Genomic DNA, 15,694 nt, shown 5'->3' with positions numbered 1-15,694 from the left:
CCGCCGCTCAACGCTCGGCCGGCACCTTAAGCGTCGGCTTGGCGCGGCGGGGCTGGTCCGGGATCGGCTCCATCGCCACGACGCCGTCGGTGAAGGCCGCAAGCGCCGTGCTCGCGGCGGAACTCGCCGACGCAGCCGCGTGGGCGTCGACCCTTCCTCGGGTCGGCGCCGCGGCGGTGAATGCCGGTGCCGATTGCGGCGATCCTCGGTCATGGCTGCGAGGCGCCGCGCCCGCGAGGGTCAGGCCGCCGCCTTGGTCGTTCGCGGCGGCCTGCGCGACGGACAGGTTGTTCCGGACCCTGGCCGGGGCGTCGCTCCGGGTTGCAAGGCGCTGCAGCATCGGCACCGCCCCGCTCGCGTCGCCGGCGAGGACCATGGAGAGCGCCAGGTTGTTGAGCGCGGGCAGGTTCTGCGGGTCGGCCGCGAGCACCGCCCGGTAGCTGGCTTGCGCTTCGCCGTGCTGGCCGAGCAGGTCCTGGGCGATACCGCGCCCGAGCGTTGCCGCCAGTTCCCGCGGACGGGACGCGTTCACCGCGGCGAAGGCCTCCGCGGCCTCGGCGGCCCTCCCTTCGAGGAGGCGGATCCGGCCGAGTTCCAGCAGCAGCACGGGGTCGCCCGGCTTCCGGCGCAGCGCCTGCGACACAGCCCCTTCCGCCTCGTGGATGTTGCCGGCCCGGGCGAGCGCCCGGGCGTAGCGCGCCTGCACGTCGACGTTTTCCGGCGCCGAGCTCGCGAGCGAACCGAGCACCGACATGGCAACCTCGGTTTGCCCCGACGCTTCCGCGACGGACGCGATGCGTAGGCGAGACGCGACGTCGGCCCCGGTCTTGCTGGCGCTGCCGGCGCACCCGGCGAGGGACCCGAGCAAAAGAGCGCCAAGCGATGCCCGCGCGAGGCGTGCGGTGAGCGGGGGCATCCTAACCTCCAAAACCTGATGAGAGCGTGATGGCCGCCGGCCCGACCAGGACGATGAAAAGAACGGGCATGATGAACAGGATCAGCGGCAGCACCATCAGCGCGGGCAACTGCGCCGCTTTGTTCTCCAGGCGAACGATGCGGTCCTGCCGTGCTTCGGCCGCGAGGATGCGCAGCGCCTGAGCCAGAGGCGTGCCGAAGCGGAAGGTCTGTCCGAGCGTAGCCGCGAGTCTCTTCAGCAGGTCCACCAGCGCCCTGTCGGCCAAGCGGGTCAGCGCTTGGCGGCGGTCGGGCATCACGCGCAGTTCGTGGGCGAGCAGCGCGAACTCCGACGACACCGCTTGGTTGGAACCGGCCATCTCGCGCGCGACCCGCTCCACCGCGCTGTCCAGGCCGAGGCCGGCCTCGGCGCAGACCACGAGCATGTCCATCGCGTCCGGGAGGCCTTTGTTGAGCGCCTTGACGTAGCGTTTCCGCATGAAGCCGAGGATCCAGTTCGGGGCCATGAGGCCGACGAACCCGCACGCTCCGGCCACGGCCAGATCGTTCTCGGTGCCGTGGAACGCGGCAGCGGCGTACCCCAAGAAGGGCAGCGTCACCACGAGGGCCGCTTTCACGCCGAGGAACAAGGGCACCGCGTTGCGCGGGTTGAGGCCCGCCGCCATGAGCGACCGTTCGAGGTTCAGGATGTCCTTCTCGGACATGATCGCCTTGTGGCGGAGGCGCTCGCCCAAGCCCGTCAGGATGCCCAGCAGGGCGCCCGAACCGGCCGGGTGGGCCGCGCCTCCCGTGGCGGGCGCCACCGGCCCGGCCGACGTCCCCTGCATGCGGGCCATGATGTCGCGCTCGGACTTCGCCCCGTAGAGGAGCACACAGGCGGCCGCCAGGATCATCGCGCACACCGCGCCGACGACGAGGGCCGAAGCTTCCAGGTCCATGGGAGCGGTCAGTCCTTCACTGCGTTCGATATCAGCCAGCGGATGGCCATCACGCCGGTGCCGAGCATCACCCCACCGATCAGCAGGAGCCGGAAGCCGAGATCGGTTTGGTAAAGCGGAGTGAGGTGGCCCGGCACGAGCACGGAGATCAGCGCGCCCATGGCGAAGGGGAGGGACGTGAGAATGACCGCGGAAGCCCGCGCCTCGCCGGTGAGCGCCTTGACCCGCCCCACCATGGCCACGCGCTTGCGCACCATGTCGGCGAGATTGTCGATGGTTTCGCCGAGGTTGCCGCCCGTTTGCGCCTGGAGGCCGACGGTGACGGCGAAGAAGTAGTATTCGGTCAGGCCCGACCTGTCGGCCAGGCCGAGGAGCGCGGTGTCCAAGGACTGGCCGATGCCGATGTTGCCGACCACCTGCGCGAACTCCTCCCGGCTGGGCGACGGCAACTCGCGCGCGACGTTCGCCAGCGCCTCGCCCATGGGCAGGCCGGCGCGGATGGCGCGCAGGATCAGGCCCATGGCGTCGGGCACCTGGAGGAAGAGCATGTTCTGGTAGCGCGAGCGCTCCATGCGGAACAGCACCCGGACGAAGAACAGCGCCGCCAGCAGGCCAATGGCCGGCGCCGCCGCCGCGCCGACCAGCTTGGTGCCCAGGTAGCTGCCACCCGCAGCCGCTGCGACGCCCGCCGCTACGACGAGCGGCCACGCGATCCGGCGCTCCTTCGGCACGTGGCGGGATCGCCCCAACTTCTCCAACGCACGGACCAAGGGCGACCCGCCCGCGCTGCGGCGGATGTCCCGGGCGGGCACCTTCGGGCCGGCGGCGCCCGTCGACGCGGCGGCGGCCGCGTTGGCGGAGCGCAGCCGGCTTTCGAGGCGGCGGGTGTCGGAGTCGCCGCGCACCACCATGATCGCGGACGCGATGCACGCGAAGACGAGCAGGAAGACGCACAAGGCGAGGAGGTTGCCGTTCTGCATGGTCATTCCGCCTGGACGGCCGCCATCCAGGCGGGTTGCAGGCCGAAGTAGTCGAGCCTGTCGGCGAATCCCGGGCGGATGCCGCTGGAAACCCAGCGCCCCTGGATGCGGCCCTTGGAGTCGTCGCCCGTGTACTCGAAGAGGAAGACGTCGTTCATGGTGACGACATCGCCCTCCATGCCGACGATCTCCGAGACATGGGTGATGCGGCGCCCGCCGTCGCGCATGCGCTGGATCTGGACGATGAGGTCCACGGCGTTGGTGATCTGGATGCGCACCGCGCGCGGCGGCAGGGACGCGGTGCCCATCATCACCAGGTTCTCGATGCGGGTGAGGGCGTCGCGCGGCGTGTTGGAGTGGACGGTGCAGATGGAGCCGTCGTGGCCGGTGTTCATGGCCTGGAGCATGTCCAGCGCCTCGGGGCCGCGCACCTCGCCGACGATGATGCGGTCGGGCCGCATGCGGAGCGCGTTCTTGATCAGGTCGCGCTGGTTGACCTCGCCTTTGCCTTCGAGGTTGGGCGGGCGGGTCTCGAGGCGCACGACGTGGGGCTGCTGGAGCTGCAACTCCGCCGCGTCCTCGATGGTCACGATGCGCTCCGTGTTCTCGATCGAGCGGCTGATCGCGTTCATCAGGGTGGTCTTGCCCGAGCCGGTGCCGCCGGAGATCACGATGTTCAGGCGGCAGCGCCCGGCGATCTCGAGCACCTTGCGCATCTGCTCGGAGATGGAGCCGAACTCCACCATCTTGCCGAGGTCGATCTTCTTCTTCGAGAATTTGCGGATGGTGATGACGGCGCCGTCAATCGCGAGCGGCGGGATCACCGCGTTCACCCGGCTGCCGTCGGGGAGGCGGCAGTCGACCAGTGGGCTCGACTCGTCCACGCGGCGGCCGACGCCGGCCGCCATTTTCTGCGCGATGGAGGTCACCTGCTCGGGGCTGCGGAACTTGATCGGCCATTGGGAGAGCAGGCCGGCGCGCTCAACGAACACCGCGTTCGGTCCGTTCACCATGATCTCGGTGACGGACTCGTCCTTCAGCAAGGGGTCGAGCGGGCCGTAGCCCACCATGTCCTGCGTCAGCTCCTCCGCGAGCTCCGCTTGCTCGCGCGCCGTGAGCTGGAGCCGGTCCCGTTCGGCGACCTCGTGCACCACCGCTTCGAGCTGCTTGCGAAGCGCTTCCGGCGGCAGTTCCGCGGCGACCGCCGGGTCGATGCGGTCCATCACCTCGGAACGCAGCTTGGTGAGCATGCGCTGCTTCTCGGCGATCTTCACCTCCGGCTCAGGCCGGGGACCCCGCGCGGCGGGCCGGGCCGGCGCCGGCACGGGGGCGGCCCCTGCTTCCGCCCCTTGCGCGGGCGGTTGCGCGAGCGCCTTCGCCGGCTCGGCGGGCGGCGGCGGAAGCGGTGCTTCGGTGCGGCGTCCGAACACGCTCATCACTTGCCTTTCCGGAAACGGTCCAACCAGGAGCCCGCCTTGACGGCGCGGGTGCCGCCGACCTCCTGCGACAACGGGGCAAGCGCGCGGCTCAGAGCGGGGCTGTCCTTCAGCGCCGGCCGGCCGAGGTTGGCGGCGCGGGGCAGGTGCCTGGGCAGGTCGGGGACGACGACGTCGGGCGCGAAGCCGAGGCCTTCCGTGACCATCGCCGTCTTCAGCGCGCCCGGCGACCCGGCCCGGTTGAGCACGGTGAGCACGGGCGCCGAATTCGGGATCTTCGCCATGAGCTTCTTGGCCGCGGCCACGTCGCGCACGCTGGCGACGTCGGGGCGCATCACCAGCACCCGTTGCCGGGCGACGGCGAGCACCTGCCGTTCCATCGGCCCCGGCGGGTAGCGCAGGTCGACCACGATGATGTTGCACCGTGTGCGCAGCAGTTCGAGGAGGCGCGTCACGCCCTCGGCGGTGGGCGCGACGTCGGCCTCGGGGCCTTCGTCCGCCGCCAAGAGGCGCACGCGGTCCGAGATCTTCACCGAGGCGCGGTCCACGAACAGCGCGTCGACGCGGTCGGCCTGCTCCAACGCGACGCGAAGGCCGGCGGAGCACCGCGCGCTCAACATGGTGGCGGCGGTCCCGGAGCGGAGGTGGAGGTCCAGGATGCCGACGTGGCTGCGCGTGAGCTCCGCCACCTGGAGCGCGAGGTTGATCGCGACCGTGGTGGTGCCCACGCCGCCGCGCACGCCGCACACCGCCACGACGTGCCCGGCGCGCTGCGACGGGCGCTCGGCGAGGCCGGCAACGCGCGCGCCGAAGAGCCGCGCGACGTTGTCGCGGGTGAGGGGCTTGGTCAGGTATTCGGACACGCCGAGCCCGCGGGTGATCTCCCGGTAGAACTCGATGTTGCCTTGGTTGCCGATGGCGAGGACCGTCACATCCGGCTCGCAAACGGCCGCGAGGCCGTCGAGGGCGCCGACGGGGTCGTCCTCGTCGCTGAGGTCCACGACCAGCACGCGCGGCGTGCGCTCGCGCTCCAGGGCTCGGATGGCGGCCCGGATCCCGCCGCGGCGGACCGCGATGGACTCCAGGTGGTCGGACAGGCCCATCCGGAGCGTCGCCTCGCTCTCGTCGTCGTTGATGTAGGCGAGGAACGGCACGCGGTCCGACGAGGACTCGGCGCCGGCGGGCCTCGACGCGGCGACGGTGTCACTGGCCGCCATTCGAGCCTCCCATGCCGGTGTTGATCGCGGGCTGGGCGGAACCGCTGCCCGTGAGCGGCGGCCGCTTGCCGCTCCGGAGGAGGTCAACCGGCTTCGCTCCCGCGTCGCCGCGGGTGGTGGTCGCTTCCACGCCGCGGCGCAGGTGCGCGGGGTCCACGACCATGGCGCGCAGGTTGGCGTCGTTGAAGCCGCGCGGGGCGACGGTGCCGGGCCGCTCGAACGGGTCGTCCGTGCAAGCCGCTAGGGACGCGGCAGCGGCTGCGGCCAGTAGGCAGGTGCGGAGGGGACGTGGCATGGCGGCGGCTACTCCAGGAGGAAACCAGAATCCTGCGGCACGGCGGTCGCTGGCCGCGCCAAAGCGCCGCCACGCGCCGTCTGGCGCATGAACAAGACCCGATCGAGGTCGGTCGCGGGCTTGAATCCTTCCGTGGGCCCTTGGAGGAGGCGGGGGTCGGAGACGGGTCGTACGAGGTAAGGTGTGACGATGATGACCAACTCGGTTTCCGCCCGCCTGAAAGCGGTGGAGCGGAACAGCGCGCCCAGCACCGGGACTTCGCTCACGCCGGCTATGCCGTCCGCCACTTGGGCGGTGGACCGCTGCAACAGGCCGGCGATGGCGAAGCTCTGACCGCTACCGAGCTCGATGGTCGTTTCGGCGCGACGAACCGACAAGGCCGGGATGCGGACGGTGCCGCCGGCGAGTGGCAGGTTGACCGCGCCGTTGTCCGTCAGTTCGCTGACCTCCGGCCGGACGCGCAGGTTTACCCGGTCGGGGCCGAGCACGATGGGCACAAAGGCCAAGCTGACGCCGAACTGCTTGAACTGAATGGTTATCGTGCCCGTGAGGGACGCTCCCACCGGGACAGGGAACTCGCCTCCCGCGAGGAAGCTCGCCGTTTCACCGGACTGCGCCGTCAGGTTCGGTTCGGCGAGGATGGTCGCCAGCCGGTCCTGCGCCAACGCGTCGATGATGGAGTTGACATCGTATCGACCGGCGCTGGAGGCGCCCACCGCGAACCGATTCGGGGCGCCGCCGATGGAGGTGGAACCGGCAAGGATAGAGTTGACGGCGTAGGCGGCCGAAGCGCCGGACTTGAGGCCGAGGACGAAGTTTCCTGTCGCCGCGAGCGCTTGCCAGTTGAAGCCCAGGTTGCGCGTGACCTCTCGCGAAATCTCCATCACCCGGACGCGCAGGTTGACCTGGACGGTGGATAGAATTTCGACTTCGTTCAGGATCTTCTGGTCGTCGGACAAGAAGCCGCGCGCCATGGTCTCCACGCGCTGGGCTTCCGCCGCTGTCGCCACCGTTCCGCTGAGGACGTAACCGTTCGGCACGGAACGCACCTGCAAAGCGCTGGCGCCGCGGGACATCTGCTTCAAGGCGGCCTCGAGCGCCGCCGCCGTCGGGCGCGCGGGCTTCGCTGGCGCCAATGGCGCCGCCCCGGGCTGCGCTGCGGCTTCTGTTTGATTTCCTGACCGAACCGTTACCGCGTATTCCGCGATGGCCGTGCCATCCTCGGCCGTGGTCATGATGGTGGTGCGGCCCGCAGAAACGCCCATGACGAAGATGCTGGTGGGCGAGGCCGGCTGAACCCGCGCCACCTTCGGATCGGCGGCGATCACGGTGGAAGCCGGCGCGGGAAGGGTGAGGAGACGGCCGCTGCCGGTTTCTATCAGCACCGGCAACGGTGCGGATGGCGTCGCCTGGAAGGCGCCGGGCGGCATCGGAGCCGATTGCAACGGCACGGTTCCGGCTTGCGCAAGGGAGTCCGGCCGGGAAGGCAGCGGCGGGGCGCCGATGGCCTGGGCCGACGCTTGGCCCGCGACAAGCGTCGTGGCGAGGCAGGCGAGGGGAAGAGCCCTGATCACCGGAAAGTTACCTCCTGAGAGTCGGAACCTTGAATAACACGAATTCGCGATCCAATAGCAGGTCCAGAACGAGAAAGTGCCGGTGAGACATCTGCGCCGAAGATCGATGTCGGAGCGGCGTCGGGCGACGCTTGCTCGGCCGATTGCTCCATGGAACGAACGGTCAGTGAAAGGCGGCCGAGGCGCTCCGCGACGGCGACGCGCTCCGCCTGATCGGGTTGAACTTCGAGCGTGACGGTCCTTGCGACCTCGCGCTGGTTGTTGCCGCCGGTGGCCAACAGCCCGGCCGAGGCGCCCTGGGTGAAGTGCTGGTCCACGGCGATGACCCGGACGTTGTTCAGCACCGTTTCACCGACGATGCGGCGGGACACGGGAGCGGAGGCGGCGTCCATCTCTTGCGTCAGGATCAGGTCCACTTGGTCGCCGGGCCATATGAGGCCCGCGGCTCCGGTGATGGCGTTCACGCCGACTGCGATGGCGCGATGGCCCGGCCTCAGCACCGCGGCCAGGAAGCCTCGGTCGCGCGGGCGGAGCACGTCGCCGCTGACGATGGTGGCCCCAGCGTCCAGGTAGCGACGGAGCAGGGCGCCGCGCAGCTCCACCCTGGACTCTTCGGACTGGAGCATGCCTCCCTCGGGCACGCTCCCGGGCGCCACCTCGCGCACCACGAAGTCCTCGTCCTTTACGAGGGTGCCGGCGGACAGCGGGCGCGCGGCCACGAGCAAAGCGACCTTGGCCGAGGGCGCGACCGGCGGCTCGGGCGTGGGCGTGGGCGGCGCCTCGACCACCGTCACCGGGGCAGGCCTGCTCGCCAGGAACGCGATGCCGAGGCCGCCCGCTGAAAGGACGAGCGCGCCCGCGATGGTCATCCGGATGATCATGCTCAGGCTCCGAAAGGCTTCATCAAGGTGAAAATGCCGCCAACGGCGATGGCCACCGCGTATGGGAGCGGGCCGCGCCGGTTGAACCGGCGTCGTTCGAGTGAAAGGATCCGGCTGGCGCGCCAAGCATGCGGCTGCGGCGGCAGGGGGAGGGGGCGTGGGAGCAGGCGCAGGCTCAGGTAGAGGAGGCTGAGGGCGCCGCCGGCCATGACGGTGGACACTAGGAGGTCGAAGGTGGCGAGCGGGGCGAGGCCGATCGCCGATGCGGTCAGCAGCTTCGCGTCGCCGCCGCCGAGCGCGCTGAACGCGTGCAAGGGGACGAAGACCGCGTAGTAGAGGACGGCCGCCACCAGGAGCGACGCGGCCACCGAAGCCGGGCCCTCCGTGGAGCGGGCCAGCAAACCGAGGGCGGCGATGCCGACGCTCAGGCCGTCAGGGATGGTCCGAGTCGCAAGGTCACACCAAGCGGCGAAGAGTAGGAGGGCGGAAGCACCAAGCGCGCATGCGAAAACGGCCGTCGCCATAACGCTCGCTCCTTTCCTCGCGGGGCCCGCGCGCCTGCCCGGCGGGGCCGCGTCCGGGGCTGCGCGCCCCGGACTCGTCCCTTTGGAGCAGTGGGCAGCGGTTTCAGACGAAGGAGATGCCGCCGAGGAAGGCGATGATCCGGTCGAAGAAGGCGCGGAAGCCGACCAGGATGACCGCCGCGGCGGCGGCCGCGATCAGCGCGTACTCGATGGCCGTGGCGCCTTTGCGGTCGGCGGCGGCGGACTGGACGCAGGACTTGACGGTGTTGATCATCTGCTTGGCGTTGTCGATCATCTGCTTTCTCCGTTCAGGCTCGGTCGGTGGGGTGTCACACGCTCTCGGTAAAGCGCGCCCCGGTTGAGAAGGAAGTGACGATCGATCAACCATCGCTTCCGAAGGCGAAACTAAAGATTGTGTTGGTAGCGTCAAGTTTTAGTTTCGAAAAAAAAGGTAATCCGAAACGAAAGAGACGTTGCCGATGCGTCCTGCGAGGCAGCGGTTTCCGCTAAGTTATTGATACACAATCTTTAATGAAAGATGGCCAGCCGCGGTCCGGAGCCGCTGGCACCCAACCTCTTGAAAGACTCGCCTCAGGCGTTCCACCCTGCAAACCACACAGGTTGGGGCGGGGGCGGCTTCAACCGCCGGTCATACGTCGTCTCGACCGCTTGACGCCATGTCCAACACGCGCACGCTGTGCAGGGCTTCCCGCCCCCCGCCGAGGTCGGCGATCTGATGGCGGCAGGAGGTGCCGTCGGCCACCACCAGTTCTCCTTCGGGCACCGCGCGCACGGCCGGCAACAGCGACAGTTCCGCCATGGCCCGCGACGCCTCTTGGTTGGCTGCTTCGTAACCGAAGCTCCCCGCCATGCCGCAGCAGGAGGACGCGATCGGCAGCACCTTCAGCCCTGGCACCAGGGCCAGCGTCGCCACAGCCGCCGGAAAGGCCGAGAAGCTCTTCTGGTGGCAGTGGCCGTGGATGTGCGCCGCCGGCGCCACTGGGCGCAGCGCCAGCCGGGGCTTCTCCCTGGCGATGAGTTCCGACAGCAGCACCGCCCGGGCCGCCAAGCGCCGCGTCTCTTCCCCGGGCAACAGCGACAGGAACTCGTCGCGGAGGGTGAACAGGTCAGAAGGCTCGATCCCAACCACCGGCGAGCCGAAGCGGCCGAGCGCGTGGAGGGTCCGCCGCGCCTCCGCCCGGGCCTCATCCACCATGCCCGCCGCCAGGTAGGTGCGGCCGCTGTCGAGCGGGCGACGGCCCTGCGGCGGCCTTGCGAGGGCGGGTTCGTAGCCCGCTGCCCGGAGCACCCGGACGGCGGCGCGGAGGTTCTCGGGCTCGAAGTAGCGGTTGAACGGGTCCGGGTAGAGGATCACCTCGCCCCCCCGCCCGGTCGGCGCCGGCAACTCGTCGTCGCGGAAGGCGTCGCGGCGGAAACGGGGCAGGCGGCGGGCCGCGGCGAAGCCCAGCGCCCGTTCGGCCAAGGTGGCGAGGCCCGGCACCGTGTTCCGCGCGTTGGCCAGGAAGGGCACCCGCGCCGCGAAGGGCGCCCAACGCGGCAGCTCCGCGACCAGCCGGTCCTTGGCCGAGACGCCGCGCGCCTTGGCCCGCGCGTGCATGGCTTCGATCTTCATCTTGGCCATGTCCACGCCCGTCGGGCATTCCCGCTTGCACGCCTTGCAGGAGACGCAGAGCGACAGCGCCGCCGCCACCTCGTCGGACGCCAGGGCCTCCGGCCCGAGCTGGCCCGTCAAAGCGAGCCGCAAGGTGTTCGCGCGCCCGCGCGTCAGGTCGCGCTCGTTGCGCGTCGCCCGGTAGCTCGGGCACATCACGTCCGGGTTCGGCTTGCGGCAGGTGCCGTTGTTGTTGCACATCTCGACCGCGCCGAGCAGCCCGCCTTGCGGACCGGGCCAAGCCGACCAGTCGAGCGCCGGCGCCACCTTCGGATCGGCCGCATAGCCCGGCCCGTACCGGAACAGGCTTCGGTCATCCATCCGCGGGGCCCGCACCACGCGGCCGGGGTTGAGCAAGCCGCGCGGGTCGAAGGCGTCCTTCACCGCCTCGAAGGCGCGGGTGAGGCGGGCGCCGAACATCGGCTCGTTGAATTCGCTACGGACGATGCCGTCGCCGTGCTCGCCGCTGTGCGAGCCCTTGTACTCGCGGACCAGGGCGAAGCACTCCTCGGCGATGGCGCGCATCGTCCGCACCTCCGCCGGGTCCTTCATGTTCAGCACCGGCCGGACGTGCAGGCAGCCGACGGAAGCGTGGGCGTACCAAGTGCCTTTCGTGCCGTGCTTGGCGAACACCTCGTTCAGCTTCTCGGTGAAGTCGGCCAGGTGGTCGAGGTCCACCGCGCAGTCCTCGATGAAGGAGACCGGCTTGCCGTCACCCTTCATGGACATCATGATGTTCAGCCCGGCCTCGCGCACCTCGGCGATGGCGGCCTGGAAGCCTGCGTCGGTGGCGGGCACCACAGCGTCCCGGTGGCCGAGGTCGCCCATCATCTCCTCCAGCCGATCGAGGCCGCGCAGCAGCGGCTCCTCCTCGTGCCCGTGGAACTCGACGATGAGCAGGCTGTCCGGCTCGCCCCGTACCATGCGGTCGATGGTGGCGCGGTAGATCGGGATGGACCGGCCGAGGTCGATCATCGTCCGGTCCACGAGTTCCACCGCCTCCGGGTCGAGCGCGACCAGGTGCCGCGCCGCCTCCATCGCCGCGCGAAAGGTCGGGAACTGGCAGATGCCGAGCACCTTGCGCGGCTTGATCGGCCAGAGCTTGAGATCCAGTGCCGCCGAGAAGGCGAGGCCGCCTTCGCTCCCCACCAGCAGCCGCGCCAGGTTGCCGCGCCCGGCGGCGCGCGCGGCCGGCGTCAGCGCGTCGAGGTTGTAGCCGCCGACGCGCCGGAGCTGGGGCGGGAAGCGCGCCGCGATCTCGTCCGCCTCCCGCGCGCCGAGCGCCCGCAGCCTCTGGACGAGGTCGGCCGCGCCCGCCGGCACATCGGCGCCGAGGATGTCCGGCAGGTCGCCGAAGCGGAACCGCGAGCCGTCCGCCAGCAGCGCGTCGATGCCCAGCACGTTGTCCGCCATCAGCCCGTAGCGGATGGACTTGGCGCCGCAGGAGTTGTTGCCGGCCATGCCGCCGATGGTGCAGCGCGCCCAGGTGGAAGGGTCCACCGGGAAAAAGCGCCCGTGCGGCTTGAGCGCGTCGTTCAGCGCGCCGAGGGTGATGCCCGGCTCGACGCGGGCGACGCCGGCCTCCGCGTCCACCGAGAGCACGCGCCGCAGGTGCTTGGTGCAGTCGATGACCAGGGCGCGGTTGACGGTTTGGCCGCACTGGCTGGTGCCGGCGCCGCGCGGCAACACCGGCACGCCCTCTTCGCGGCAGATCGCAATCGCCGCCTCGACGTCCTCCAACCGCCTGGGTACCAGCACGCCCACCGGCTCGATCTGGTAGATGGAGGCGTCCGTCGCGTAGCGGCCCCGGTCCCCGGCCCCGAACAGCACCTCGCCCTCGGTTTCGCGCGCGAGGCGCCGGGCCAAGCGCGGATCGCCGAGGGCGACGGGGCGGTTCATCATGTTCATGGCGGTCTACCGGCGGGTTGGGGTGGCCGGGACATATAGCCCTTCCCGTCCCGGAGCGCGCCCCGTCGGCCCACGGCTCACTCGGCTTGGCGCAAGCCGTTTTCCTCGATGACGCGCCGCGTGGTCTCGACGTCGCGGGCGACGGCGGCGCTGAAGTCGCGGACGTTGAGTTGGACGACCGGGGTCCGGATGCGCTCGTGCCCCTGAATCACGGCCGGCGCACGCACCGCGCGCTCGCAAGCGGCCTCGATGCGGGCGATCGTCTGGGTCGGTGTCGCCGCGGGCGCGAACAGGCCGTGCCAGATCGACATCTCGATCGGGAACCCGGCTTCGCCCATGGTCGGGGTGTCGGGGGGGGGGCGGGCAGCCGCTCGGCGGACAGCGCGGCGATGGCGTGCAGCCCGCTGGCGCGGACCGAGGAACGGTGGTCGTTCATGATTAGGACGCTGCCCCGCTAGGAGGCCACCATCAGGTCGGCCGGGCCGCGGTGGGTTATGTGGCTCAGGCCCACCTCGGCGGCGCGCGCCCACATCACCATGCTGAGGTGCGGCGTCGTGCCCATGCGGGTGGTGCCGTAGGGCATCCGGCCGTTCTCGGCCCGCGCACGGGCCAACACGTCGGCCACCGTCCGAAGCCCGGAGACGAGCGGTGTCATCATCGCCAGCGGCGCCTTGTTCACCATGCAGACCGGCGCCAAGTCGGTGGCGCGGTAGCCGGCGTTCCGCATGAAGCTCGGCTGGATGGCGATCAAGCCGATCGGCGAGAACAGCAGCGTCTCCCCGTCTGGGCGCGCGCGGCCGTCGTGTTCTTCGCCACCACTGGCGCTCCGAGAATCGGCGTGAACTCGGTGGCGAGCAGCCGGGCCACGATGCCGGCGGCGGACGCGGAGCCGAAGCTGGTCACGATGGCGATCGGGGCCTGCGCCCTGGCAGGCGGGACGGCCCACGCGGCGGCCGACAGGCAAGCGGCGGCGATCGCCCGGGCGCGCTCGCGGAACACGCACCATCCTCCCTCGCGTCGGCCGGATTTTAGGAAAGGGGTTGCGGCCCCTGCAACTGAGGCGCCAGGCCGCCCCGGGGCCATTGGCCGGCACGCCCGCCGGGGGTAGACGGATCGGAACCGACAGGAGCACCCATGGCCTACGTGGAAACCAAGCCGACGGCCGGTCGGCACTTCCTCCAGATCCCCGGTCCCACCAACGTGCCGGACCGCGTGCTACGGGCTATGGACAACCCCACCATGGACCACCGCGGCCCCGAGTTTGGCCGCTTCGGCAAGGCGCTCCTGGAAAAGGCGCGGACCGTTTTTCGCACCGCCTCGCACGTGGTGATCTACCCGGCATCCGGCACGGGCGCTTGGGAGGCGGCGCTGGCGAACACGCTGTCGCCCGGCGACCGCGTGCTGATGTGCGAAACGGGTTGGTTCGCCACCCTTTGGCGGGAGATGGCGGAGCGCCTGACGCTCCGGCCGGAGTTCCTGGCGGGCGACTGGCGCCGCGGCGCCGATCCCGCCCAAATCGAGACCCGGCTGCGGGAGGACAAGGAGCGCGCGATCAAGGCGGTCTGCGTGGTCCACAACGAGACCTCCACCGGCGCCACCTCCCGCATCGACGAGGTCCGCAAGGCGATCGACGCCGCCGGCCACCCGGCGCTGCTGCTGGTGGACACCATTTCCTCGCTCGGCTCCATCGACTACCGGCACGACGAATGGGGCGTGGACGTCACGGTGGCGGGCAGCCAGAAGGGGCTGATGCTGCCGCCCGGCCTGTCCTTCAACGCGGTTTCGGCCAAGGCGCTGAAGGCGTCGGAAGACGCGAAGCTGCCGCGCTCCTTCTGGGACTGGCGGGCGATGCTGGCCGCGAACGAGACCGGTTACTTCCCCTACACGCCGGCCACCAACCTGCTGTACGGGCTGGACGCGGCGGTGGACATGCTCGCGGAGGCGGGGCTGGACAACGTCTTCGCCCGCCACGACCGCCACGCGGAAGCGACCCGCCGGGCCGTGCGCGCCTGGGGGCTGGAGATCCAGTGCGAGGAGCCGCGGCACTACTCCTCCAGCCTGACCGCGGTTCGGGTGCCGGAGGGGCACAGTGCCGACGCGCTCCGCGCCACGATCCTGGAGCGGCACAACATGAGCCTCGGCAACGGCCTCGGGCCGCTCAAGGACCGGGTGTTCCGCATCGGCCACCTGGGTGACTTCGGCGATCTGCAACTGGTCGGCACGCTGGGCGGCGTGGAAATGGGGCTGCGCGCGGCCGGCGTCCCGCACAAGCCGGGCGGCGTCCAGGCGGCGATGGAGTACCTCGCGGGCAACGCCTGACGGGGAAGGGAGGCGGGGCACGCGCGGTTGCGGAGCCACGCGCCCGACCCAACTCTGCCGCGAACAGGGGGGCGAGCACGCATGGCGACCGACGCTTCGACGTCGCGGAAGCCCATCCGGGTCTGGACCTGGCCGACGTTCAACGGCCACAAGGCCCACATCATGCTCGAAGAACTGGGCCTGCCTTACGAGTGGTGCCGGTGAACATCGGCGCCGGCGACCAGTTCAAGCCGGAATTCCTGGCCGTCACGCCGAACCACCGCATCCCGGCTATTGTGGACCCCGATGGGCCAAGCGGTGGGCCGTTCCCGCTCTTCGAGAGCGGCGCCATCCTCATCTACCTCGCCGAGAAGGCCGGCAGCGCCCTGCTGCCGCGCGACCGCGCAGAACAGTACCGCTGCCTGCAATGGGTGATGTTCCAAGTGGGCGGGGTGGGACCCATGTTCGGCCAGTACAACCACTTCGCCAACTACGCGCCCGAGAAGCTGCCCTACGCCGTCGAGCGTTACACCAACGAGGTGGCACGCCTGCACCGCGTGCTGGAGAAGCGGCTTGGCGAGAGCGCGTTCCTCGCCGGCCAGGGCTATTCAATAGCTGACGTCTGCACCTTCCCGTGGATCCGCAACGCGGACCGGCGCGGCATGGACTTGGCCGTGTACCCGGCCGTGAAGCGGTGGCACGCCGCGATTGCGGCGCGGCCGGCGGTGCAGCGCGGCGTGGCGGTGCTTGCCGATTGTCACCGCCAGGGATCCATGACGGATGCCGAGCGGGAGAACATGTTCGGGAAGACGCAGTTCGCCGTGAGGTAGCTTAGTTGCAAGGCGCGTCCCGGGCGGGAGTGGCAAAGCCATCCTTTCGGGTCCTGTGCTCCGCAAACGGGTGTGGCTTCAAGAGGCCGGGGTTTGGAGACCGAAGCCCACCCCTCTGTAGTCGCCAGGCAACAATCCAGCTTCAAACAAACTTTGTCTTGTAACGAAATGCGCTTCGTGACCGGGGAGCCCCACCACACCCGTGAGCCACGGCTCCGATCATGGG

The 15,694-nt window shown here is 70.4% G+C and carries 16 protein-coding genes; 2 read left to right on the top strand and 14 right to left on the bottom strand.

Annotated elements, in window-relative coordinates; translation table 11 throughout:
• Positions 1–7: 7 nt before the first annotated feature.
• The 14 genes from ABD067_RS10250 to ABD067_RS10185 form a co-directional block, all read right to left on the bottom strand.
• Positions 8–916 carry a tetratricopeptide repeat protein gene (locus ABD067_RS10250; protein WP_343895176.1) on the bottom strand — a complete coding sequence of 303 codons (909 nt, stop codon included), beginning with the start codon at positions 914–916 and terminating at the stop codon, positions 8–10.
• 1 nt (position 917) lies between these two features.
• Entirely contained in the window at positions 918–1,853 is a 936-nt protein-coding gene (locus ABD067_RS10245) for a type II secretion system F family protein (protein ID WP_343895175.1), read from the bottom strand.
• 8 nt (positions 1,854–1,861) lie between these two features.
• On the bottom strand, positions 1,862–2,833 hold the full coding sequence (locus ABD067_RS10240; RefSeq protein ID WP_343895174.1) for a type II secretion system F family protein: 972 nt from the start codon (positions 2,831–2,833) through the stop codon (positions 1,862–1,864).
• Positions 2,834–2,835: 2 nt separating this feature from the next.
• A complete protein-coding gene (locus ABD067_RS10235; protein WP_343895172.1) occupies positions 2,836–4,269 on the bottom strand; it encodes a CpaF family protein in 1,434 nt (477 codons plus the stop codon).
• Positions 4,269–5,486 carry an AAA family ATPase gene (locus ABD067_RS10230; RefSeq protein WP_343895171.1) on the bottom strand — a complete coding sequence of 406 codons (1,218 nt, stop codon included), beginning with the start codon at positions 5,484–5,486 and terminating at the stop codon, positions 4,269–4,271. Before ABD067_RS10230 ends, ABD067_RS10235 begins: the two co-directional genes overlap by 1 nt.
• Positions 5,473–5,781, bottom strand: a complete 309-nt coding sequence (locus tag ABD067_RS10225; protein WP_343895169.1) for a hypothetical protein — start codon at positions 5,779–5,781, stop codon at positions 5,473–5,475. The genes ABD067_RS10230 and ABD067_RS10225 overlap by 14 nt, the downstream gene beginning before the upstream one ends.
• 8 nt (positions 5,782–5,789) lie before the next feature.
• A complete protein-coding gene (locus ABD067_RS10220; protein WP_343895168.1) occupies positions 5,790–7,211 on the bottom strand; it encodes a type II and III secretion system protein family protein in 1,422 nt (473 codons plus the stop codon).
• A gap of 140 nt (positions 7,212–7,351) precedes the next feature.
• Positions 7,352–8,224 (bottom strand): Flp pilus assembly protein CpaB, encoded by an 873-nt coding sequence (gene cpaB / locus ABD067_RS10215; protein WP_343895167.1) that lies wholly within the window; start codon positions 8,222–8,224, stop codon positions 7,352–7,354.
• Positions 8,225–8,238: 14 nt separating this feature from the next.
• Complete coding sequence (locus tag ABD067_RS10210) at positions 8,239–8,760, bottom strand: A24 family peptidase (protein ID WP_343895166.1); 522 nt, start codon at positions 8,758–8,760, stop codon at positions 8,239–8,241.
• A 103-nt stretch (positions 8,761–8,863) separates the two neighbouring features.
• Positions 8,864–9,055 (bottom strand): Flp family type IVb pilin, encoded by a 192-nt coding sequence (locus ABD067_RS10205; RefSeq protein WP_343895165.1) that lies wholly within the window; start codon positions 9,053–9,055, stop codon positions 8,864–8,866.
• Between the two features lie 354 nt (positions 9,056–9,409).
• Entirely contained in the window at positions 9,410–12,340 is a 2,931-nt protein-coding gene (locus tag ABD067_RS10200) for an FAD-binding and (Fe-S)-binding domain-containing protein (protein ID WP_343895164.1), read from the bottom strand.
• Between the two features lie 77 nt (positions 12,341–12,417).
• On the bottom strand, positions 12,418–12,870 hold the full coding sequence (locus tag ABD067_RS10195; protein WP_343895163.1) for a tripartite tricarboxylate transporter substrate-binding protein: 453 nt from the start codon (positions 12,868–12,870) through the stop codon (positions 12,418–12,420).
• Entirely contained in the window at positions 12,795–13,091 is a 297-nt protein-coding gene (locus ABD067_RS10190; protein WP_343895162.1) for a tripartite tricarboxylate transporter substrate-binding protein, read from the bottom strand. Before ABD067_RS10190 ends, ABD067_RS10195 begins: the two co-directional genes overlap by 76 nt.
• Positions 13,088–13,339, bottom strand: a complete 252-nt coding sequence (locus tag ABD067_RS10185; protein ID WP_343895161.1) for a hypothetical protein — start codon at positions 13,337–13,339, stop codon at positions 13,088–13,090. The genes ABD067_RS10190 and ABD067_RS10185 overlap by 4 nt, the downstream gene beginning before the upstream one ends.
• A gap of 135 nt (positions 13,340–13,474) precedes the next feature.
• Between ABD067_RS10185 and ABD067_RS10180 the strand changes: the two genes are divergently transcribed.
• Together ABD067_RS10180 and ABD067_RS10175 are read left to right on the top strand one after the other, a co-directional pair.
• Positions 13,475–14,659 carry a pyridoxal-phosphate-dependent aminotransferase family protein gene (locus tag ABD067_RS10180; RefSeq protein ID WP_343895160.1) on the top strand — a complete coding sequence of 395 codons (1,185 nt, stop codon included), beginning with the start codon at positions 13,475–13,477 and terminating at the stop codon, positions 14,657–14,659.
• Between the two features lie 200 nt (positions 14,660–14,859).
• Positions 14,860–15,468, top strand: coding sequence for a glutathione binding-like protein (locus ABD067_RS10175; RefSeq protein ID WP_343895159.1), 609 nt, complete (start codon positions 14,860–14,862; stop codon positions 15,466–15,468).
• Positions 15,469–15,694 lie beyond the last annotated feature (226 nt).

It is taken from the genome of Craurococcus roseus (genome assembly GCF_039523795.1).
GTDB classification, from domain to species: Bacteria; Pseudomonadota; Alphaproteobacteria; order Acetobacterales; family Acetobacteraceae; genus Craurococcus; species Craurococcus roseus.
The sequence above is the reverse complement of the archived record's forward strand: the minus strand, read 5'-3'. Positions and strand labels throughout refer to the sequence as shown.

Bases quoted from the DNA above. Each gene is read 5' to 3' on its own strand.
- ABD067_RS10250 (WP_343895176.1), bottom strand. From the start codon at position 916: ATGCCCCCGCTCACCGCACGCCTCGCGCGGGCATCGCTTGGCGCTCTT.
- ABD067_RS10245 (WP_343895175.1), bottom strand. From the start codon at position 1,853: ATGGACCTGGAAGCTTCGGCCCTCGTCGTCGGCGCGGTGTGCGCGATG.
- ABD067_RS10240 (WP_343895174.1), bottom strand. From the start codon at position 2,833: ATGCAGAACGGCAACCTCCTCGCCTTGTGCGTCTTCCTGCTCGTCTTC.
- ABD067_RS10235 (WP_343895172.1), bottom strand. From the start codon at position 4,269: ATGAGCGTGTTCGGACGCCGCACCGAAGCACCGCTTCCGCCGCCGCCC.
- ABD067_RS10230 (WP_343895171.1), bottom strand. From the start codon at position 5,486: ATGGCGGCCAGTGACACCGTCGCCGCGTCGAGGCCCGCCGGCGCCGAG.
- ABD067_RS10225 (WP_343895169.1), bottom strand. From the start codon at position 5,781: ATGCCACGTCCCCTCCGCACCTGCCTACTGGCCGCAGCCGCTGCCGCG.
- ABD067_RS10220 (WP_343895168.1), bottom strand. From the start codon at position 7,211: ATGCCGCCCGGCGCCTTCCAGGCGACGCCATCCGCACCGTTGCCGGTG.
- cpaB (WP_343895167.1), bottom strand. From the start codon at position 8,224: ATGACCATCGCGGGCGCGCTCGTCCTTTCAGCGGGCGGCCTCGGCATC.
- ABD067_RS10210 (WP_343895166.1), bottom strand. From the start codon at position 8,760: ATGGCGACGGCCGTTTTCGCATGCGCGCTTGGTGCTTCCGCCCTCCTA.
- ABD067_RS10205 (WP_343895165.1), bottom strand. From the start codon at position 9,055: ATGATCGACAACGCCAAGCAGATGATCAACACCGTCAAGTCCTGCGTC.
- ABD067_RS10200 (WP_343895164.1), bottom strand. From the start codon at position 12,340: ATGAACATGATGAACCGCCCCGTCGCCCTCGGCGATCCGCGCTTGGCC.
- ABD067_RS10180 (WP_343895160.1), top strand. From the start codon at position 13,475: ATGGCCTACGTGGAAACCAAGCCGACGGCCGGTCGGCACTTCCTCCAG.